A 19,683-nucleotide genomic window follows, 5' to 3' on the forward strand; every position below is an offset into this window, starting at 1 on the left:
ACCGGGCTTGTGGTGAGCCGTCCCTAGTCCACGCTTTGCGCATACATCGATCGAAATGGCACACATGACTATCACTCGACTTCCGAAACGCATTCATGCTTTTTCGCTTGTTGCCGCTCTAGGCGCAAGCGCTTTTGTGCTTCCTGGCGCCTCCGCAGTAGAGGCTGAAGCAATTAACGTGAATGATTGCCTGACGGCTCTGGTTAATAGCGAATTTGATTCAAACTGCCCCTACGAAGACCTCGAACTTGAAATCGACACCATCGAGATTCGCGTGCAGTCCATTAAGGACGGTCAGGCAACCATTAAGCTCGCGCCCCTCTATGAGGGTGGCTACGTGGGCGACGCCTCCAAGGTGTACCTGGTAGTGCAGTACTACGGCACCACCGGCACGGTGCTCGGATCTGACACCTACGAGCCGTCCGCACTGCAGGTTGAGCGTGCTGACGACGGCTCGATGCTGGTCACCTTTGAGATGCCCCAGATGCCCCAGGAAGGCTACTACTCCATGAGCGCCATGGACCTGGTGACCTCCGATGCTGGCTACGGCGAATTCATGATCTCTGAGGGCTCCCTCGTGCCGCACACTATCCCGGTAGAGGACGACTCTGACGAGGTAATGGTGGATAAGAAGGAAGCTGCCCACCAGGTGCCCACCATTGACGAGCTGAAGACGCTGGATAAGCTCCGCGAAGAGGAGCAGAAGAACCAGCAGTCTGCAGATCAGAAGGGCAGCAAGGACAAGGTTAAGACCGAGGTTCCCTCTGAGTCCACTGAAAACCCGAACCTCGACATCCACACCCAGAAGCTGGAGCAGGTCCCCGGCGGCTCCACCTCTTCGCGTGATACCCAGACTCTGAGTGCTACGGAACTGAAGGTTGCGTATGCTGAGGTTCGCTCCGATAAGGAAACCAAGCCGGTCACTATCAGCGCTGCGCGCGTGCCCGCGAACGCGGCTGGCTACGACCTGATCGTGGTTGAAACCGATATGAGCGGCAACCACAAGGGTGATGCGCTGTCCATTACCCACATCAGTTCTGACCGCATCGTGAATGGTTCCTTCAAGGAAGAGATCGGCATGCCCGGCTCTCTGCTGAAGACCGGCTCCGTGTACACCGCCTACCTGGTGCGTGCCGACGATACTGAGTATGCAGAAGAAGTTGTTTCGGTGCGTTTCAAGGTCAGTGGCGAGGCGACCGGCGAAGCAACCTCCTCGAAGAAGGATGAGCTGTCCCGCCAGGATGCAAGCGCATCGCTCACGCCCAGCACTACCGCGGCTGAGTCAACCGGCGGCACTCAGGGTGGCCCCTCCGCCGCTACTAGCGTCGTCTCCAGTAGCGCCGTCTCGACTCGTTCTGACGCAACCCAGTCGGGCTCGGGTCAGTCTGCCGCGAGCGCGCCCCGCTCCACCCTGGATGCGGTGAGCGCCATGTCCAAGGCTAAGGAAGCGAAGGCTGAGCGTCAGCGTCAGGCTCTGCAGACTTTGGCTCAGGCGCGCACGATGAGCCCGCGTTCGGCTTTTGAACCGACCCGCACTAACCAGGTTTCGGCGTATAGCTCGGGTTCTGACCCGGCGTCTATTGCTGTTGCGGCGAACCTGGACGCTCTGACCGATGAAGAAAAGGTGGCTTCGTCGAAATCCGGTAATGGTAATAAGGGTTTTACTCCCGTCATTCACTCGGAGCCTAACACTCGTTCCGCTGCGGTGCACTCGAACACCACCCAGGTGTACTCGAACGCTGACCGTCAGGACGGCGTGAAGGCCGCGGTTTCCACTGCGGCTCCTGCGAGTGAAGAGGTTGCTCAGCACGGTGTTGCCTTCTGGGCTCTTGGTGGCGTTGGTTTGACGCTCGTGGTTGGTGCCGCCTGGATGGCGCACCGCCGCGGTTTCTTGGGCGGCTAATGCGCTAGTCAGGCGTTTTCTGCCGGCCGTGTACAGTATGTTTTTCGTTTCATGAGGAATGCTCGCCCCCGCTATCTGTAGGTGCAGATAGCGGGGGCGAGTCGCGTGTTCAGGGTGCTTGTTCAGGGTGTTCAAAAAAACTCTACCCTCGCGTGAATAAACCTTAAGGTTCGTGATAGGGTTGAAATAACCGATAAATAGATGCGAGCTATTGTCAGGTCTTCACCACCTGAAATACGAAGCGGAGCATGGTACGACAAATCCGGGTGCATGACGCGCCCGAAGGGCTCCGCGCGGCACGTGAAGAACGAGCAATAGTACGCATATTTCCACCACGAAAAGACGCATTGCATGAGTATTTATTCAGCGAAGCACCGTATTGTCACCGCAACCATTTTGGTTGCGGGGCTTCAGTGCGGGCTTGTTGTACCCTCCGTCGCGGCGGAGGCACCCGTCACGACACACTCTGCTGTGCAAAAAACCGCCACCCTGACCGCAACCCCGAACCAGGCTGAAGACAACCAGCAGGTGCAGGGTGCAGCCTCCACAATCACCATGAAGGCGCAGCTCAAGGACGGCGGCTACCTCCTGCGCTGGACAGGCTTCCCTGAGGGCCTGGAGGCTTCCAGCGTGCTGGTTGACGTGAACTTCTACACCCCTTCCGGTGAGTACGGTGGCTCCGTCCTGGAGAGCCCGACTCTAACTGAGGGAACCAAGGAGGGGGAGTTCCGCCTCCTGATGAGCCCGGCGACGGACTCGAACGTCGTGTACGTGATCGTTCTGGAGGACACCGCGCACGGTGTCTCCTACGAATTCTTTGTGACCGAGCAGGGCAACCGCCTGGTCCAGACCGCTGATCCACGCAACGGCAAGGCAAAGCCCACCGAACCGCCGGTCGACATTGAGCGTGAAGAAGCAGAAACCGGCGAGGTGACCACTCAGCCGACCCCCGTAGCGGTGAACCTGCCGTCGCCCACCGCTACGTCATCCACCGATACGAGTGATGGCACGGTTCGCCGTACCGTAGATAACCCGCAGAACCATGATTCTGGGCAGTACGTTATCTCCGAAGACAACAGCGTGTACGATCCGATGAACCAGAGGGATGGCAAAGCACACCTGTCCATTCAGGACTCGCAGGGCGACTCTCAGGATGACACGAAGCCCGTCACGGTCCGTGCCACGAACTTCCCCCAGAACGATAAGGGCTACGACCTGATCGTCATGGAAATCGACTCCAACGGCAACACTGTGGGTGACGCGCTCGCCATTGTGCACGTTGGCCCGGAATCCATTTCTGCGGGCGCTTTCGAGGCTGTGATTGGCGTGCCCGGTGCGTCCCTGCAGATTGGTAGGACCTACTTGGTAGCGGCTTTTGACGCTTCCGGTGACGGTAACCTTCAGCTCAATACGGTGCGTTTTACGGTGACCCAGGCGTCTGTCGAGAATGGTGGCTCAGCGTCCGGTTCGTCGGCTTCGAATGGGGAGAAGCCGGTTGCGGCGCCTTCCGCGTCTTCTTCGGCTCCCGCTGAGGCGGCGGACGCATCCGGCGCGAAGGCACCCGCCGCGGGTTCCAAGTCTAAGACCCGCGGAATTCAGGCCGACAGTGCTATGGCTCCGGGCACGAACGATGCCACGATTTCTATTCCGCGCCCCTCGGGTGGTTCTGCTACCGAGTCTTCCTCGGCTCTGGGGTACCGCACTGAGGAGGCGCAGCCTGTTCAGGTCGCGACTCCCGACTCTAACCTACCTTCGGGTACCGATTCGGCGGCGCAGTCTCGCCGTGCCGCGATTCTGAATGGCTCCTCCTCGCAGGTGCGTACCGATCCCGGATCGCCGAATGGTGTGAAGGCCTCGGAGGCGCAGATTACCCGCAATATGGATAAGAGCTCGCCCCTTCTGCCGATTTTGGTGACCCTGGGTGGCGGGTTGATTCTTGGTGCCCTGGGCATGTCACGTATGCACACCTCGAAGAAGGATTAGCGGCGGTAGGGCCGGGGGAGTAGCGGCCTTCCGTTGACTGCTGAGGTGTGCTGGCGTGGGGTGGGTGTATTGCCCTGTCAGTGTGCTGTGGGGTGCTTTGTCATAAAACGGTTCACTTGGTGTGTATCTTGAGAAATACTCACTCTATCGATATAGTAAGCCTGTCCTAACAATGTCGATAGTATGGATGCACACCAATGAAGTTTTTCACATCTGGCACCCGCCTCTCCAAGGGAGCCTGCGCCCTCGCTGTTGCTGGCGCTGTCGCCCTGCCCCTGGCACCCGTTCTCGCCGAGAACATTAATATCGCCGCCCAGAACGTTGCCGCACAGAACGTCGCTGCAGGCGACCAGGTAAGCGCCGGCGCATCCTTCGGTTGGGGCGTGCGCGCCTCCTTCCTGTCCTACAACGGTATGCCCCGCGAAATGACCGACGGCGCAGCTTGGGACGCAACCGCAAAGCAGTTCACCTTCACCCCGACCTCCACCACCGTCTCTGAAGACGGCAAGCAGGTCACCCTGCAGGCTGCCGGCCGCCTCTGGTTCACCGGCCACTGCGCCGAAGGTCAGGACCCCGAAACTGGTTGCGCCCTGAACCTCACCTTCTCCAACCCCCGCGTGGAACTGAACCTCGCTGACGGCACCGGCTCTCTCTACATGACCGTGCGCACCAAGAACTACGCCTCCGGCAAGTTCGAGGGCCCCATGGAAGTCAAGATGGCGACCCTGAGCACCGGCACCGCCAAGCAGAGCGAGAAGGACGGCGTGGTCAGCATCAGCGGCATCTCCGCGAACCTGACCGCCGACGGTAACCACGCCTTCTCCGACTTCTACAACGAAGGCGCCAGCCTCGACCCGCTGAGCATCTCCTACAACGGTAGCGCAGCCAACACCCCCAAGAGCGCCTACAGCGTCGCCGAGTCCTACAACACCGGCGCGGGTGTGAGCCTGCCCCAGAACACCGCACGTCTGGGCCAGAACCACATCGTGCACGTGGCACCCCCGAGCTTCGGTGGCGACACCACCTACACCGTGCTGACCAGCTCCAACCTGAAGATGACCGATACCGGCGTCCTGAAGGCAATCAAGGGCGTTTTCGCGGTGGACGCTGACGGCAACCGCATGCTCGTCATCGGCAGCGAGACCAACAAGCCCGAGCTGTACACCGTGACGGCTGAGGGTAAGCTCGTCTCCTCCGGTACCTACTCCGATGCAGAGCTCGGCGCCAACACCGTCAAGGCAATCGGCTACAACCCCGCCAACAACACCTGGGGCATCGTCAGCGTTGACGGCCAGGGTGGCGGCAAGCTGACCATCATTGACGCATCCGGCAAGGCAACCTCGCAGGCTCTGCCGAAGCCCGACTCTATCGACCCGCAGGTTGTGAACGCATACTCGCTCGACGAGTACTACGGCGACTCGTTCTCCAACAACACCGTGACCCTCGCACCGCTGCCCGACGGCAGCTTCGTGTACGCGCCGTCGACTTCCATCTACGATGCGGCCGGCGAAAAGGTGGTTCAGAAGGGTCACCTGCTGCACATGAGCAGCAACGGCGTGTCCCTGGTGCCGAACTCTTCACCCGCAGGCTACGACACCGCCCTGCCCTCGACCCTGGTCAGCCCCAAGGGCTACATTTACCGTTGGAACAACTGGTACGGCGGTAAGGTGCAGATCCTCAAGTACGAGAACGGCACTTTCAGCGTGGTCCGCGAGTCCGCAACTCTTGAGGGCTTCGAGAAGACCGAGGTTGCCACCATGTTCCTGACCCGTGCGGGCAACGTGGTTGTGGTGGATGCCTCCGGCTCCCGCCTGGTGTTCATGGATGACACCCTGAACAAGGTGAACGAGATTGTGCTCTCCTCGATGCGCAAGACCGACAAGAGCGGCGGCTACAACGCCCTCGAGCTGCCCAACGGCGATATTATCTACCCGACCAGCTTCGAGAACCCGAATACCTACGAGGATCAGCTGTGGCTGAACCGCCTGGCAGCAAACTCGGCACCGGAACAGACCCCGGCACCCGAGCCCACTAAGTCTGCTGAGCCGACTGTTGCTCCCACCGTGGCACCGACTGCTGAGCCGACTAAGGCACCCGAGCCGACCGTTGCTCCTACCGCTGAGCCGACTAAGCCTGCTGAGCCGACTGTCGCGCCCACCGAGGCACCCTCTGCTGAGCCTACCGTCGCGCCGACTGTTGCTCCCACCGCTGAGCCGACTGTTGCACCGACCGTCACGCCTTCTGCTGAGCCCTCGGCAACCGCAGAACCCACTAAGACTGCAGAACCCACTGTGGAGCCTTCGGTAACGGCTGAGCCCACTGCAACCGCAGAACCGACTGCTGAGCCCACCAAGACTGCAGAACCCACCGCAGTTCCTTCGGAGGAGCCCACCTCGCCGTCTCTGCCGACCGCGTCCGTGGCGCCTTCTGTTGCCCCGAGTGCTTCTGCAACTCCGAGCGCATCGGTGAGCGCTTCCCCGACCGCGGTTCCGAGCGTTCCCGCCGTGACCCCCTCGGTGAGCGCCTCTGCATCGGCGTCCGCTAGCGCGTCTGCTTCTTCGAGCGCTTCTGCGAGCGCATCGAGCTCCGCAAGTAGCTCCAGCAGCGCATCGGTGACCGCATCGGCTAGCGAGTCTGCATCTGCGAGTGCATCCGCGTCCGCGAGCGCTTCCGCAAGTGAGTCTGCATCCGCGAGCGCTTCCGCTTCTGAGAGCAGCACCGCTGACCAGAACGCAGCCGGCCACAAGGGTGGCTCCAACGGCGGTTCTGATGCTGGTTCCGGTGCCTCCGACAACTTGGGTGTGAGCGGCTCCAATGGCGGTTCCTCTAACGGTGGTTCTTCCGCAGGTGGTTCCTCGACCTCCGGTAGCTCCTCCTCCAAGCTGGCACAGACCGGCGCATCCGGCGCTATGTTCGCCGCAGCAGCTGGTGCTATCACCCTGGCTGCGGGTACCGCACTGGTCGTGGCTCGCCGCCGCAAGAGCTAAAATTTAGCCTTCGTGCAACACCCCGCTTCGCCACTCGTGTTCATGAGTGGGGGAGCGGGGTGTTCCTTTCATACAATGGAAATATGACTATTCTGAATGTAATCGCAACTTCGCACGGCACTGACTCGGTCGCCGGTCGCGAGGCTATTACGCTGATTCGTGAGCAGATCAAGTTCCTGCTCGCGCAGCGTAACGACGGCGTGGAGTACCGTATCCACGCCGCATATGTGGATGTGGAATCTCCCAGCGTTGATGATGCCGCAGCCTCTCTGCCCAATGATGAGCCCTGCGTGATCGTGCCGATTCTGCTGTCGACCGGTTTCCACACTCAGGTGGATTTGCGCCGTGCCGCACGCAATAGCGGTATTGAGCGTATTAGTATTGGCGAGTCTCTGGGCCCGGATGCGCGCCTTGCCGCACTGACCCGCGCCCGCTTGGAAGAGGCTGGTTGGACTCCCGGCGACGGCCCTGTTGTGCAGGGTGCTGCGGGTTCTTCTCGTGCTGATGGTCGCGCGGACATGAGCCGTGCCGCTGAGCTGCTGGCTGAGGAACTGAACACCCCGGTGCATCACGGCTTCGTTGCCGCTATCGATCCGAAGTTCCACGAGGTGGTTGCTGAGCATCAGCCTAAGTTTGCTGCAACCTACCTTCTAGCGGAGGGTTTCTTCGCCGGTAAGATGCGCCGTGATGCTGAGTCGACCGGTGTGCCGGTGAAGGTTGCCTCGCCGCTGGTGAACGCGCAGGGTGGTGCTTCTGCTGCCGTGGTGGCGGAGTGCTTTATTGACCGCATGGATGCCGCTATTGCCCAGCTGGATGCCGCCTAGATGACTTAAAATCAGGCTAGTGCGCTCGCTGTTCACTCACCTGATTCGGGGCTTCTGAAAATCCATACAAAAAACCTCGGGACGTTATGTTCCCGAGGTTTTTTGTGTTGCTGTGTTTGAGTTGTGAAGTGTGAGTGTTTAGGCGGTCTTGAGGTAGACGTCGCCGTCGCGGACCTCTACGGGGTAGACCTTGATGGAGTAGGAGGGGTCGGAGAGGCACTCGCCGGTGGTCAGATCGTAGACCTCCTTGTAGAGGGGGGAGGTGATGGTGGGGTTGCCGTTCTTCTCGCCGACGATGCCGCGTGCGAGGACCAGCGCCTGGCTGTGCGGGTCGAGGTGGTCGCTGGCGAAGATGCCGTGCTTGGTCTTGTAGATGGCGTACTGGTAGCCGTCGACCAGGGCGACTTCACCCCAGTTTTCTTCGAGGTCAGATTCGGCGCAGATGCGTACCCAATTCTCAGCCATGAGGGTTTCCTTTCGAAGTGGTGGTCTGCGCCGCGCGGGGTGCAGGACACAATAGCGGTTCGTGTGTTCTTTGTTTGGAGTTTACCTTATGAAACCCACATTTGGAAATGGGGCACGCGGAGGGTGCTAAAGGTTATTTTTACCCTAAAAAGACGACCTTGAATTTTGTAGATTAGCCTTACCTAATTTAATTTCAGGTAAGGTAAGAATACCCTATTTCAGCCCGATATTCCGCGGATTTTTTAGAAAATTTTCCCAAAAAATGCGGATTTTCGATGCCTCGACCCCGCGCTAGAGTGTACGATAAAAGTCGTAGTTTAAAACGCCTTTTGACTGCCTGAAGAAAACAACATAATCCCACACAAAAATGTTTCGTAATTTTCAGATGCATTCTAAAGAAGCGGGTGCTTCAACTACTCGGTACGCATCAGGTACGAGCCCAACGGTACGGAAACTAGGAGTTCCAATGCTGGGCACGATCCAGTCGCACACTGAGGGTAGATAAGTGCCATGAACTACCTGCATTACAACTAGGAAGGAAAATCCATGTCGCACACTCCCCGCAACATTCTCGTTGTCGGCGCAGGCCCCGCTGCGTGGCGTTTTGTACGCGCGTACCACGAAGGCGCTGAAGCTGCCGGTCGCGCAGCGGACACCATCACCGTCCTCAACGACGAGCCCTACATCCCCTACGACCGCGTTGCTATCGAGAAGATTTTCAAGGACACCGAGAAGGACCTGACCCTCGGTGATCCCGAACTGTGGAATGCAGAGAACATCAACCTGGTCAACAACTGCCACGCAGAGAAGCTTGACCGCACCCGCCGCGTTGTTACCGACACCGAGGGCAACGAGTACCCCTATGACGTGCTGGTCTTCGCAACCGGTTCCCGCGCGGTTCGTATCCCCATTCTTAACTCGGACGCCGCACACGTCTTCCGCACCATTGACGACGTGAAGAACATGGTCTCCGAGGTCAAGCGCCTGCAGTCCACCCTCGGCCGCGCACCCCGCGGTGTCGTCGTCGGTGGCGGTCTGCTCGGCCTCGAAGCAGCTGAGGGTCTGAAGGACCTGGGCGCAGAGCCCACCATCCTGGACGTGGCACCCTGGCTGCTCTCCGTTGAGGTTGACCAGGGCGGCGGTTACGCCGTGAACGCCCAGATTAAGGCAACCGGCATTGACATTGAGACCGGCGTGTACATCTCCGGTATCAACAAGGACGCTGACGGCAACGTCGTCTCCGTCTCCATCGCAGATTCTCCTTCTGAGGATGCAGAAATCCGCACCCTGCCCGCCGACATGGTGGTCTTCGGTGCTGGTATTCGCCCCAACGACGAGCTGGCACGCGACGCTGACCTGGCACTGGGTGAGCGCGGCGGTATTCTCGTCAACGACGCATGCCACTCCTCCGACGAGCACATTTGGGCTATCGGTGAGGTTGCCTGCGTGCTGGGCCGCACCTGGGGCCTGGTCGCACCGGCTAACGCTATGGCTGACGCTGTGGCAGCTAACCTGCTCAACGACAACGAAGAAGCTCAGGTTGAAGAGTTCGACATCGCAACCAAGCTGAAGTTCTCCGGCGTTCAGGTTGCCGGCTTCGGTGATCGCCGAGGTACCACCGAGGGTTGCCTCGAGGTTCTGTTCGCAGACCCCGCACGCGGCATGTACCAGAAGATCGTGACCAGCGGCGACGCAAAGACCCTGCTCGGTGGCGTGTTCGTCGGTGACACCGCTCCCTTCGACTCCCTGAAGCCCCTGCTCGGTCGCGAACTGCCCGCTGAGCCGAACGTCTACCTGACCGCAGCTGGCGGCGGCGACGGCATCCCCGACACCGAACTGCCCGACGACGCAATCCTGTGTTCCTGCAACAACATCAGCTTCGGCGCTGTCCGCGAGGCTATCGTTGACGGCAACCACGATGTTGCATCGCTGAAGTCCTGCACCACCGCGGGTACCCAGTGTGGTTCCTGTGTCCCGATGCTGCAGAAGACTCTGGAACAGCAGATGAAGAAGATGGGTCTGACCGTCTCCAAGGCACTGTGTGAGCACTTCGACTTCTCCCGTGCAGAGCTGGCTGAGGCTGTGCGCCTGACCAGCCTGGACGACTTCGACTCCGTGCTGGCACGCTTCGGCCGCGGTGGCGACGGCTGTGCTATCTGTAAGCCGACCGTTGCATCGATTCTCTCCTCCTTCCGCAACTCCTACGTCCTGGACGCAGGCCGCGGTGGTATTCAGGAGACCAACGACCGCGCACTGGCGAACATGCAGAAGAACGGTACCTACTCCGTCGTTCCGCGTATTCCTGCAGGTGAGATTCCCGCTAAGAAGCTGGGTGTTATTGCAGAGGTCGCTGACGAGTTCGGCCTGTACGTGAAGATCACCGGTGCACAGCGTATCGGTATGTTCGGTGCTCGCCTGGAGCAGCTGCCCTACATTTGGGAGCGCCTGGTGGATGCCGGCTTCGAGTCCGGTCAGGCATACGGTAAGTCCCTGCGTAACGTGAAGTCCTGCATGGGTTCGACCTGGTGCCGCTTCGGTGTTCAGGACTCTACCGGCATGGCAGTCCAGCTCGAGAACCGTTACCGCGGCCTGCGTTCCCCGCACAAGTTCAAGTTCGGTGTTTCCGGCTGTAACCGTGAATGTGCTGAGGCACAGGGCAAGGACGTTGGTCTGATTGCAACCACCAACGGCTGGAACCTGTACCTGGGCGGTAACGGTGGTGCAAACCCCGCTCACGGTCGCCTCTTCGTCAAGGACGCTTCCAGCGAGGACATCATCCGCTACATCGACCGTTACCTGATGTACTACATCCGTACCGCAGACAAGCTGCAGCGTACCGCTCGCTGGCTTGAGGACCTGGATGAGGAGCACGGCGACGGTCTGGCACACCTGCAGTCCGTCCTCATTGAGGACTCCCTGGGCGTGTGCGAGGACCTGGAGCGCGACATGCAGCGTCACGTCGACTCCTACGAGGACGAGTGGGCAGCAACCCTGCGCGACGAGCGTCGCCTGCGCCGCTTCCGCGCCTTCATCAACGAGCCCAACGGCAGCGACGAAGGTTCGCACCTGTACGTGCTGGAGCGCGAGCAGATTCGCCCCGCAACCCCCGAGGAGATTGCGGCGGCAGAAGCTGGCGAGTCCGACACCGTCCTGCTGACCGGTGCCAAGATTCCCGTGGGTAAGCCCAGTGACCTCAACCCGGTCCCGGCAGCGTAGTATGTGCCCGAAGATTCCTCCGTTCCCGCCCCGCGAGTTCGCCACTATTGACGAGGTGCTCGCGGGCGGGGCGCCCGGGCGCAGCCTGGACGATAGCGTGACGGAACGCGGCATTCTTCTGCCCGGCGAGCCTGCTGAGAACCCCGGCAAGGTCTACATTGTGGGTGGCGGCCCCGGTGCCGCTGACCTGCTGACCCTGCGTGCGGCGCGTGCCCTGAGCGAGGCGGACGTGGTCCTTCTGGATCACCTCGCCCCGCAGGAGTACGGCGAGTACGCGCCGAACGCCCTCATCGTTGATGTGGGCAAGGTTCCCGGTAAGCACGCTGTTCCGCAGTCCCGCATTCAGCAGCTCATGATTGATTACGCGCTTTCGGGTAAGACCGTGGTGCGTTTGAAGGGTGGCGACCCGTACGTGTACGGTCGCGGCGCTGAAGAGCTGGATGCGTGCATCGCCGCAGGCCTGGAGGCTGAGGTTATCCCCGGCATTACCAGCGCCATTGCGGTTCCTGCGCGTGCGGCGATTCCGGTGACCCTGCGTAAGGTGTCCTCGATTTTCACCGTCATTTCTGGTCACTCCGGCCTGTCGGAGACCGAAGTTTCGGCGGTTGAGGCGACCCTGCGTGCACAGGGCACTGTGGTGCTGCTGATGGGCGTTCGCACTCTGCCCGATACGGTGGCGTCTCTGCTCTCTCGTGGGATTGAGGCTGACACGCCGCTGGCAACCATCGAGAACGGTTTCTCGGAGAAGGAGCGTGTGACTGTCACGACCCTTGAGAACGCTCAGGTGGATTGCGCATCGGTTAAGGCACCGGCTATTACCGTCATCGGTGAGGTCGTGCATTATGCTCGCGATAATCAGAACCGCTTTGTGAGCGAGGTTCACGAGCGTCTGCGTGAGCGTTCCACCTCCTAGAAGGCGGCGCGCCAGGTAGCTATGCGCTAGATAGTCCAGCTACGCGCCAGATAGTATTGCACAGCCCCGCATCCTTGGTTTTCCTAGTTGCCAAGGAGCGGGGCTGTTGCTGTGCCTGCTGGTATTGCTGTGCTGTAGTTGCCACCTGCCGGGCGCTGAGGCGCTCGCTGGCGCAGTAGCGGGGGAGCGCTGCGGTACAGAAGCACAGGAACATACGAAAGCGGGGCGGGTATCAGTTGATACCCGCCCCGCTTTCATCAGGGGCGCTGCGCTCAAATCCTAATCTTGGAGCTTAGAATCTCAGAGCCTAGACCTTGAAATCGCTGCTGCTACCGGAGCTAGAGCCACCGGAGCTGCCGGAGCCGCCACCGCTAGACTTGCTTGCAGAAGCAGAGGGACCCTCAAAGACCTTGCGGAATTGGTCGCTGTACTCCGACACGAAGTACTCGCGGCTGGTCACGCGCCACTTGCCCTCGGCGTACACCACGTAGATCACGACATCCAGGGTGCTTGCCTTCTGAACCTCACCCGTGCCCTTCTGGTAGATGGTGTATTCCTTGACGACATCCCGGCAGGGGAACGCCACAACAGCCAAATCGGAAGAGGCAAGAGCCTTCGCATCGAGATCGTCACGGATGCTCAGCTTACTCTCGTAGTCCTTAGTCCAACCACCCGCAGCGTAGAGCTTAGCAATAGCCTTCAGATTGTTGACCAGACCGCTGTCAGCGCCGTGGACCAGACCCTTGAGGTACTGCAGGTCGCCGTTGTACATCGCAGCAATGTACGCGCTCTGGTAAGCAGCCAGGGTCTTGTAGGCGCCCTCGAGACTGACGGTACGCTGAGCCACCGTATCAATGACCGGGATCGGGACGTTCTTCGCGGGGGAGGTGTCGGTCGGCTCAACATAGTGCGCAATGGCGGGCTTGTACTCGTACTTGACGTCGCCAATGTACTTCTTATAGTCCTTCAAGAACTCGTCGGACGGAATAATCTTCGCGCTACTACGGCTTGACGAGGACGAAGACGAAGCGGAGGCCGAAGCCGAGGCAGACTCAGAAGGCGAAGCCGACACAGACGCCGAGGGGGAGGCGGAGGCGCTCGGGGAGCCGGAGAAAGTGTCGCCGCTACCGGTGGGGCGAATATCCTTGTTGAAGGCGCATCCTGCTAGAGCCAAAGCACCGGCGGTCAGACCGCCAAAAAGAACGGTGCGGCGGGTCAATCCGTTTCGGTCGTTAGCAGAGAAGCTGGTGTGTGCACTCGGCCGGAAGGACATGGTATCTCCTGAAAGTGGTTGATCGAGGTAGCTCGCTTCACAACGCTGTGATGCGTACGAAAGGATCCGCCTCATCGTTTTTGTATTGTGTGCGGTACAGGGGGGGGTACCGGGATACGGGTGTGCCGGAGCGTGAACTGCGGCGGTATGAAGTATCCACTTCTTACTATAGAAGACTGGTTTTAAAACTTCGTCAAAAAACCCTGAACATTGTCTTTAAGACGCAATAACCCAAAGTCGGTGAGGTGCAGGGGAGTGCGCCTCCTCGACTTTGGGCTAGTGCATATGGAATTGATGAGACGGGCTGCTCTCGACTAGGGTATTAGACCCCTGCGGATTTAGACCTTAGTGGAGCCGCGACCCGAGGACGAAGAACCGCTAGAACCTGCGGAACTGGAACCAGCGGAACCAGCGGAACTAGAAGAGTCGGAAGAGCCCTTGCCGCCATTCAGACGCTCGTTCAGATAATCGTTGCCGATTCGCCACCACTTACCCTCGGTGTAGAGCATCACGTGCGGAATGGCTACCTGAGTAATCGCCGGTATCTTGCGCTCGGTGCCGTCCGGCTGATGGATGGCGGTGGCAGAATACTTGGCGTCCATCATGATTTCTACGTAGCCGTCACCGTTCTTCAGGGCGGTTCGAGGCTCCGTATTCCGCATGGAAATGCTGCACGTGAAGTCCATGTACCAGCCGTTCTGCTCATACAGTTCCTTGATTGCTTTAACCTCGTCGATAGCACTCTTGTCTGCCGGGTAGGTCAGCTCAATCGCCTGATCTGCGTAGCGACCATCCTTGAGCGCGGTGATCTGTGCGCTGTAGTACGCGCGCAGAGTCTCGTAGGCGCCCTGGAACGTCGGTTCTTCACGGTGCGGAACGGTCTTGAGGGGCTTAGGTACGTTCTTCGCAGGGGAAGAATCCGTTGCGGGCTGGTACTCGCCCATGTATTCGCCGGTCAGCTTCAGGGGGCCGGGGTACTTTTCCCAACCCTCAACGAGTGCATCCTTAGATACGGGTACGCGTGCCGCGCTGGACGAGCTGCTCTTAGCACTTGCTGATGCGGTCGCCGAAGCAGACGGTGAACTAGACGCAGAAGCGGAAGCGCTCGCGGAAGGGGTGGGGGAGCCGACCTTAGCTTTTGCCTCTTCGCTCAGCGGGCGAATATCGGAGGCGCAACCGGCCATGAGGGAAACCGCGCCACCGAGCAGCAGGGTACGGCGGCTCATAAGGCGGGAAACGGCGGAACGGGTGTTTGAAGAGCGGTCGGGCGAGAGCATCGGTGAACTCCTTGAATTATGCCGAGGCGGGCTCGGGGCACCCGGCGGCGGGCGCGTGGTTGTATGGCGTGTTGGGTGAGGCTGCATAGAGGGGTGAAACCTTGCGTTGTCTGCCGTGGTTTCAGGCCCTATCAGGTTTATTTCCTGTCCGGAAGGAGCCTCGGGTGCGTACATGCTGCTGGTGGAGCGAACGGATACGCGGTGAACTCATCTTTGAGACTGCTGTGTTCACGCCCCGGTGAGAGGGCAGATGCTATCGAATCATTATTGATGTGTTGCACGATTCATTTTAGACTATTTTGAGTTCAAAATGCACGAAAATACACCTTAGTAATCCCTGAGAGTCTATGGAGCACTCAAAATATCAATCACTGTAAAGTATTGCGGCTACACCCTGTTAGTGGGGAGCTATTTGATGGAGGCAACTGTTCCGTGAGAGGGTTGCGTGCATGTTGAGCTAAGTGATTTCAATCATATTTATGACTTGAAAAATAAAAGAGCTGCGCCTCAGCGTTTCCAAAGGGTAGGGGAGAGGAGAGCGGTTGGCTCAACCTTCTGGTCGTAAGAAAGTCTTCAAAAGCCCAGAAGAAATACCCGATTCAACAAGGGAAACCCGCTCGATAGTCCCCAAATATGCACTCTATTCACCCGCTATGCATTGCTGGATCATTCAGAAAAACCGGTTCCCACACGGAATATTGAGGGGGTGAAAACGTGCAGGGGTGAATATCTAGTGGAATTACATCGGTGTTCACCCCATATCTTGTGGTTGCACTGTCTGTAGTCCCAAGGGGTCCCTCGAAAAAATTGAAACCCACTTAAAGCAACACTGGGGGAATGTAAAAACATACATCCTTAAACACGCCCGAGTGCGGGGTGAGGTAAGACCCCTTAAACCCCCTACTCGCTCTAAATATCGCCGAACGAAGAACCATTCTGTTTTGTACCCCCAGCGTCGGCGCATCTGAAAAGTACTGTTCAAACCCACACCCCGCGGGGTTGCATACAGACACAAAAGCCACATAAACTATTAGTGTTTGCAACGACCCGGCCATCACCGGCGAGCAATTCGGAAGAACGGACCGCACCTGCGGACACCCGCCAATCGCTGCGGCGAGGGTGTCTTAGCGGAAGAGATGTAGTCCCAGTAGAACCGGACGGTTAAGCCCGATATAGCTGTAATAAGCGACTGATACCCGCCCAACGCGCCGCTCTTCCGGTGGCTAGGTATCGCGGACACGCGACGCCACGTAGCCCCGGGAGGGTTCGGTGCGTTGAGCTGTTAAATCAGTAAGCAAGGTGGTACCGCGCCGCATCCCGACCCCCGGCACATCCCGGGCAAGTCAGCGATGCCCAGGCGTCCTTGCACCCGTCATGTCAATCCTCACCCGCTGAAACGGTGGGACGACGAGTGCTACGTACCCTGTCGCCCCAACCTCTCAGCGTTGAGAACAACAGATAAGGGCGCACAAACACATGTCCCATGTTTACCCCAAGGCGAGCGCCTTCGAAGCCGCAGGAAGCGGCGTCACCGCATCGCCCAAGTTCCCCGCACTCGAAGAGGCAGTCCTCGACTACTGGAAGAAGGACAACACCTTCTCCGCATCCGTTGAGAACCGCCCCGCAGGCGAAAACGGCGAAAACGAATTCGTCTTCTACGACGGCCCTCCCTTCGCTAACGGCCTGCCCCACTACGGCCACCTGCTCACCGGCTACGCCAAGGACCTCGTCGCACGCTACCAGACCCAGCGCGGCCACAAGGTAGAACGCCGCTTCGGCTGGGACACCCACGGCCTGCCCGCAGAACTCGAGGCAATGAAGCAGCTCGGCATGACCGACAAGCGCGAAATCCTCGAAATGGGCATCGACAACTTCAACGACGCTGCCCGCGCATCCGTGCTCAAGTACACCAACGAGTGGGAAAAGTACGTCACCCGCCAGGCACGCTGGGTCGACTTCGAAAACGACTACAAGACCCTGAACGTCGAGTACATGGAGTCCGTCATCTGGGCGTTCAAGCGCCTCTACGACAAGGGCCTGACCTACCAGGGCTTCCGCGTGCTGCCCTACTGCTGGAAGGACGAGACCCCCCTCTCCAACCACGAGCTGCGCATGGACGACGACGTGTACAAGGACCGCCAGGACCAGACCGTCACCGTCGCATTCCGCCTCACCGCAGACACCGCCCTCGGCGCTGACGAGAAGGTCGCCGCAGAACTCGACGGCGTCGAAGCACTCGCATGGACCACCACCCCCTGGACCCTGCCCACCAACCAGGCGCTCGCCGTTGGACCCGAGATTGAATACTCCGTCGTACCCGGCGCAGGCAAGTTCGAGGGCCGCTCCTTCCTGATCGCCTCCGAGCTGCTCGGCTCCTACGCCAAGGACCTCGGCTACGAAGGCGACCAGCCCGAAAAGGACGCAGACGCAGCCGTCACCGCACGCTACACCGGCTCCCAGCTCGAGCACGTGCGCTACACCCCGCTCTGGGACTACTTCGCAGACGCCGAAAAATGGGGCACCGAAACCTCCTGGCAGATCCTCGTCGCCGACTACGTCACCACCGGTGACGGTACCGGCATCGTCCACCAGGCACCCGCCTACGGTGAAGACGACCAGAAGGTCTGTGAAGGCTACGGCATCCCCGTGATTCTCTCCCTCGACGAAGGCGCAAAGTTCCTGAACCTCTTCGCCGAGCCCACCGCCTCCGGCTCCACCGCCCTGGCTGAGATTGCAGGCGTGCAGGCATTCGACGCGAACCGCACCATCATCAACGCCCTCAAGGCAGACGATGTGCTGATCCGCGAGAAGTCCTACGTGCACTCCTACCCGCACTGCTGGCGCTGCCGCACCCCGCTCATCTACCGTGCAATCACCTCCTGGTACGTGAAGGTCACCGACTTCAAGGACCGCATGTACGAGCTGAACAAGCAGATCAACTGGATCCCGGAAAACGTGAAGTACGGCCAGTTCGGCAAGTGGGTTGAGAACGCACGCGACTGGTCCATCTCCCGTAACCGCTTCTGGGGCTCCCCGATCCCCGTGTGGGTTTCGGACGACCCGAACTACCCGCGCATGGACGTGTACGGCTCCCTCGAAGAGCTCAAGGCAGACTTCGGCCGCCTGCCCCTGAACAAGGACGGCGAACCCGACCTGCACCGCCCGTACATTGACGAGCTGACCCGCCCGAACCCGGACGACCCGACCGGCAAGTCCACCATGCGCCGCGTGGAAGACGTGCTCGACGTCTGGTTCGACTCCGGCTCCATGCCCTACGCACAGGTGCACTACCCCTTCGAGAACCAGGAATGGTTCGAGAACCACTACCCGGCAGACTTCATCGTCGAGTACATCGGTCAGACCCGCGGCTGGTTCTACGTGCTGCACGTACTGGCGACCGCGCTCTTCGACCGCCCCGCGTTCAAGAACGTCATCAGCCACGGTATTGTGCTCGGCTCGGACGGTCAGAAGATGTCCAAGTCCCTGCGTAACTACCCGGATGTCTCCGAGGTTCTCGACCGCGACGGCTCCGACGCGATGCGTTGGTTCCTGATGTCGTCCCCGATTCTGCGCGGCGGCAACCTGATCGTGACCGAACAGGGCATCCGTGAGGGTGTTCGCCAGGTCATGCTGCCGCTGTGGAACGTCTACCACTTCTTCGCCCTGTACGCTAACGCCGCTAACAACGGCGAAGGCTACAGCGCAAAGCTCAAGTACGACTCACAGCACGTGATGGACCGCTTCATCCTCGGCAAGACCCGCGAACTCATCGAGCAGGTCACCGCAGCGATGGACTCCTACGACATCTGGAACGCCTGCGAATCCCTGCGCCAGTACGCTGACGCACTGACCAACTGGTACGTGCGCCGCTCCCGCGAGCGCTTCTTCAACGAAGACACCGACGCATTCGACACCCTCTACACCGCACTGGTGACCGTGTCGAAGGTCGCCGCATCCCTGCTGCCGCTCAGCAGCGAGGAAATCTACCGCGGCCTCACCGGTGAACGCTCCGTGCACCTGGCTGACTGGCCCGAGGCATCCGCTTTCGCTGATGAGTCTGACCTGCTGGCTCTCATGCAGACCGTGCGTGAGGTCTGCTCCGCCGGTTCGGCACTGCGCAAGGAAAAGAAGATTCGCGTGCGCCAGCCGCTGCAGAAGATGACCGTGGCGATTGCACCCGAGCAGTTCGCAGCCCTGGGTACCGCTTTCGGTGAGAAGGGTGCGGAGTATTTCGCGAACATCGTCGAGGACGAGCTGAACCTGCGCCAGGTGGAACTGGTCAGCGCCGACACCGTCGACCCCGCCGACTACGGCATCTCCCAGCAGCTGAAGGTCAACGCACGTGCGGCAGGTCCGCGCCTGGGCAAGCAGGTGCAGGTTGCCATTAAGGCATCCAAGTCCGGTGACTGGACCGTGACCGAGGACGGTACCGTCCTGGTCGGCGTGGCAGCTCTGGACGGCGGCCTGGCTCTGGAAGAAGGCGAATACGAGCTGGCAACCGTGGTTGCCGCTGACGCTGAGGGTGCTGAGCACACTGCGGCTGCGGTTCTGCCCGGCGGCTTCCTGGTCCTCAACATTGAGCTGACCGACGAGCTGGTTGCCGAGGGTATCGCCCGCGACACCATCCGCGCTATTCAGCAGGCACGTAAGGACGCCGACCTGAACGTTGCGGACCGCATCAACCTGAGCATCGCGGCACCGGAGGAAACTCTGGCAGCTCTGCGCACCAACGAAGCACTGGTGACCGGCGAAACCCTCGCCGTGTCCCTGCAGCTGAGCGAAGCAGCCGAGCTGAGCATTAGCGTAGCCAAGGCATAAAACGCCTGAACCGTACGGCCGTCC

The 19,683-nt window shown here is 60.0% G+C and carries 10 protein-coding genes; 7 read left to right on the forward strand and 3 right to left on the reverse strand.

Going from position 1 to position 19,683, the window contains the following annotated elements:
• Positions 1 to 64: 64 nt before the first annotated feature.
• The 4 genes from HMPREF2980_RS05585 (at position 65) to HMPREF2980_RS05600 (ending at position 7,697) form a co-directional block, all read left to right on the forward strand.
• Positions 65 to 1,903, forward strand: a complete 1,839-nt coding sequence (locus HMPREF2980_RS05585; RefSeq protein ID WP_246823684.1) for a hypothetical protein — start codon at positions 65 to 67, stop codon at positions 1,901 to 1,903.
• 351 nt (positions 1,904 to 2,254) lie between these two features.
• Positions 2,255 to 3,886, forward strand: coding sequence for an enoyl-CoA hydratase (locus HMPREF2980_RS05590; RefSeq protein WP_070690658.1), 1,632 nt, complete (start codon positions 2,255 to 2,257; stop codon positions 3,884 to 3,886).
• Between the two features lie 197 nt (positions 3,887 to 4,083).
• Complete coding sequence (locus tag HMPREF2980_RS05595; protein WP_070690661.1) at positions 4,084 to 6,873, forward strand: HtaA domain-containing protein; 2,790 nt, start codon at positions 4,084 to 4,086, stop codon at positions 6,871 to 6,873.
• 83 nt (positions 6,874 to 6,956) lie between these two features.
• The gene (locus tag HMPREF2980_RS05600) at positions 6,957 to 7,697 is read left to right on the forward strand and encodes a sirohydrochlorin chelatase (RefSeq protein WP_065423850.1); all 741 of its coding nucleotides are present in this window, start codon (positions 6,957 to 6,959) and stop codon (positions 7,695 to 7,697) included.
• Between the two features lie 138 nt (positions 7,698 to 7,835).
• Here the strand turns inward: HMPREF2980_RS05600 and nirD are convergent, their stop codons facing one another.
• Positions 7,836 to 8,162 carry a nitrite reductase small subunit NirD gene (gene nirD, locus HMPREF2980_RS05605; protein ID WP_060824684.1) on the reverse strand — a complete coding sequence of 109 codons (327 nt, stop codon included), beginning with the start codon at positions 8,160 to 8,162 and terminating at the stop codon, positions 7,836 to 7,838.
• 546 nt (positions 8,163 to 8,708) lie between these two features.
• Between nirD and nirB the strand changes: the two genes are divergently transcribed.
• Together nirB and cobA are read left to right on the forward strand one after the other, a co-directional pair.
• Positions 8,709 to 11,378: a nitrite reductase large subunit NirB gene (gene nirB, locus HMPREF2980_RS05610; RefSeq protein WP_070690665.1), complete on the forward strand. Its 2,670-nt coding sequence runs from the start codon at positions 8,709 to 8,711 to the stop codon at positions 11,376 to 11,378.
• 1 nt (position 11,379) lies between these two features.
• Positions 11,380 to 12,291, forward strand: a complete 912-nt coding sequence (gene cobA, locus HMPREF2980_RS05615; RefSeq protein ID WP_070690667.1) for a uroporphyrinogen-III C-methyltransferase — start codon at positions 11,380 to 11,382, stop codon at positions 12,289 to 12,291.
• Positions 12,292 to 12,598: 307 nt separating this feature from the next.
• Here cobA and HMPREF2980_RS05620 read toward each other — a convergent pair whose 3' ends face one another.
• Both HMPREF2980_RS05620 and HMPREF2980_RS05625 read right to left on the reverse strand, forming a co-directional pair.
• Complete coding sequence (locus HMPREF2980_RS05620; protein ID WP_070642513.1) at positions 12,599 to 13,564, reverse strand: DUF6318 family protein; 966 nt, start codon at positions 13,562 to 13,564, stop codon at positions 12,599 to 12,601.
• Between the two features lie 338 nt (positions 13,565 to 13,902).
• Entirely contained in the window at positions 13,903 to 14,841 is a 939-nt protein-coding gene (locus HMPREF2980_RS05625; protein WP_070690670.1) for a DUF6318 family protein, read from the reverse strand.
• 1,476 nt (positions 14,842 to 16,317) lie between these two features.
• Here HMPREF2980_RS05625 and ileS point away from each other — a divergent pair.
• A complete protein-coding gene (gene ileS / locus HMPREF2980_RS05630) occupies positions 16,318 to 19,659 on the forward strand; it encodes an isoleucine--tRNA ligase (protein ID WP_070690674.1) in 3,342 nt (1,113 codons plus the stop codon).
• The last annotated feature ends 24 nt before the right edge of the window (positions 19,660 to 19,683 follow it).

The sequence above is a fragment of the Rothia sp. HMSC076D04 genome (assembly GCF_001814645.1).
Classification (GTDB): domain Bacteria; phylum Actinomycetota; class Actinomycetes; order Actinomycetales; family Micrococcaceae; genus Rothia; species Rothia mucilaginosa.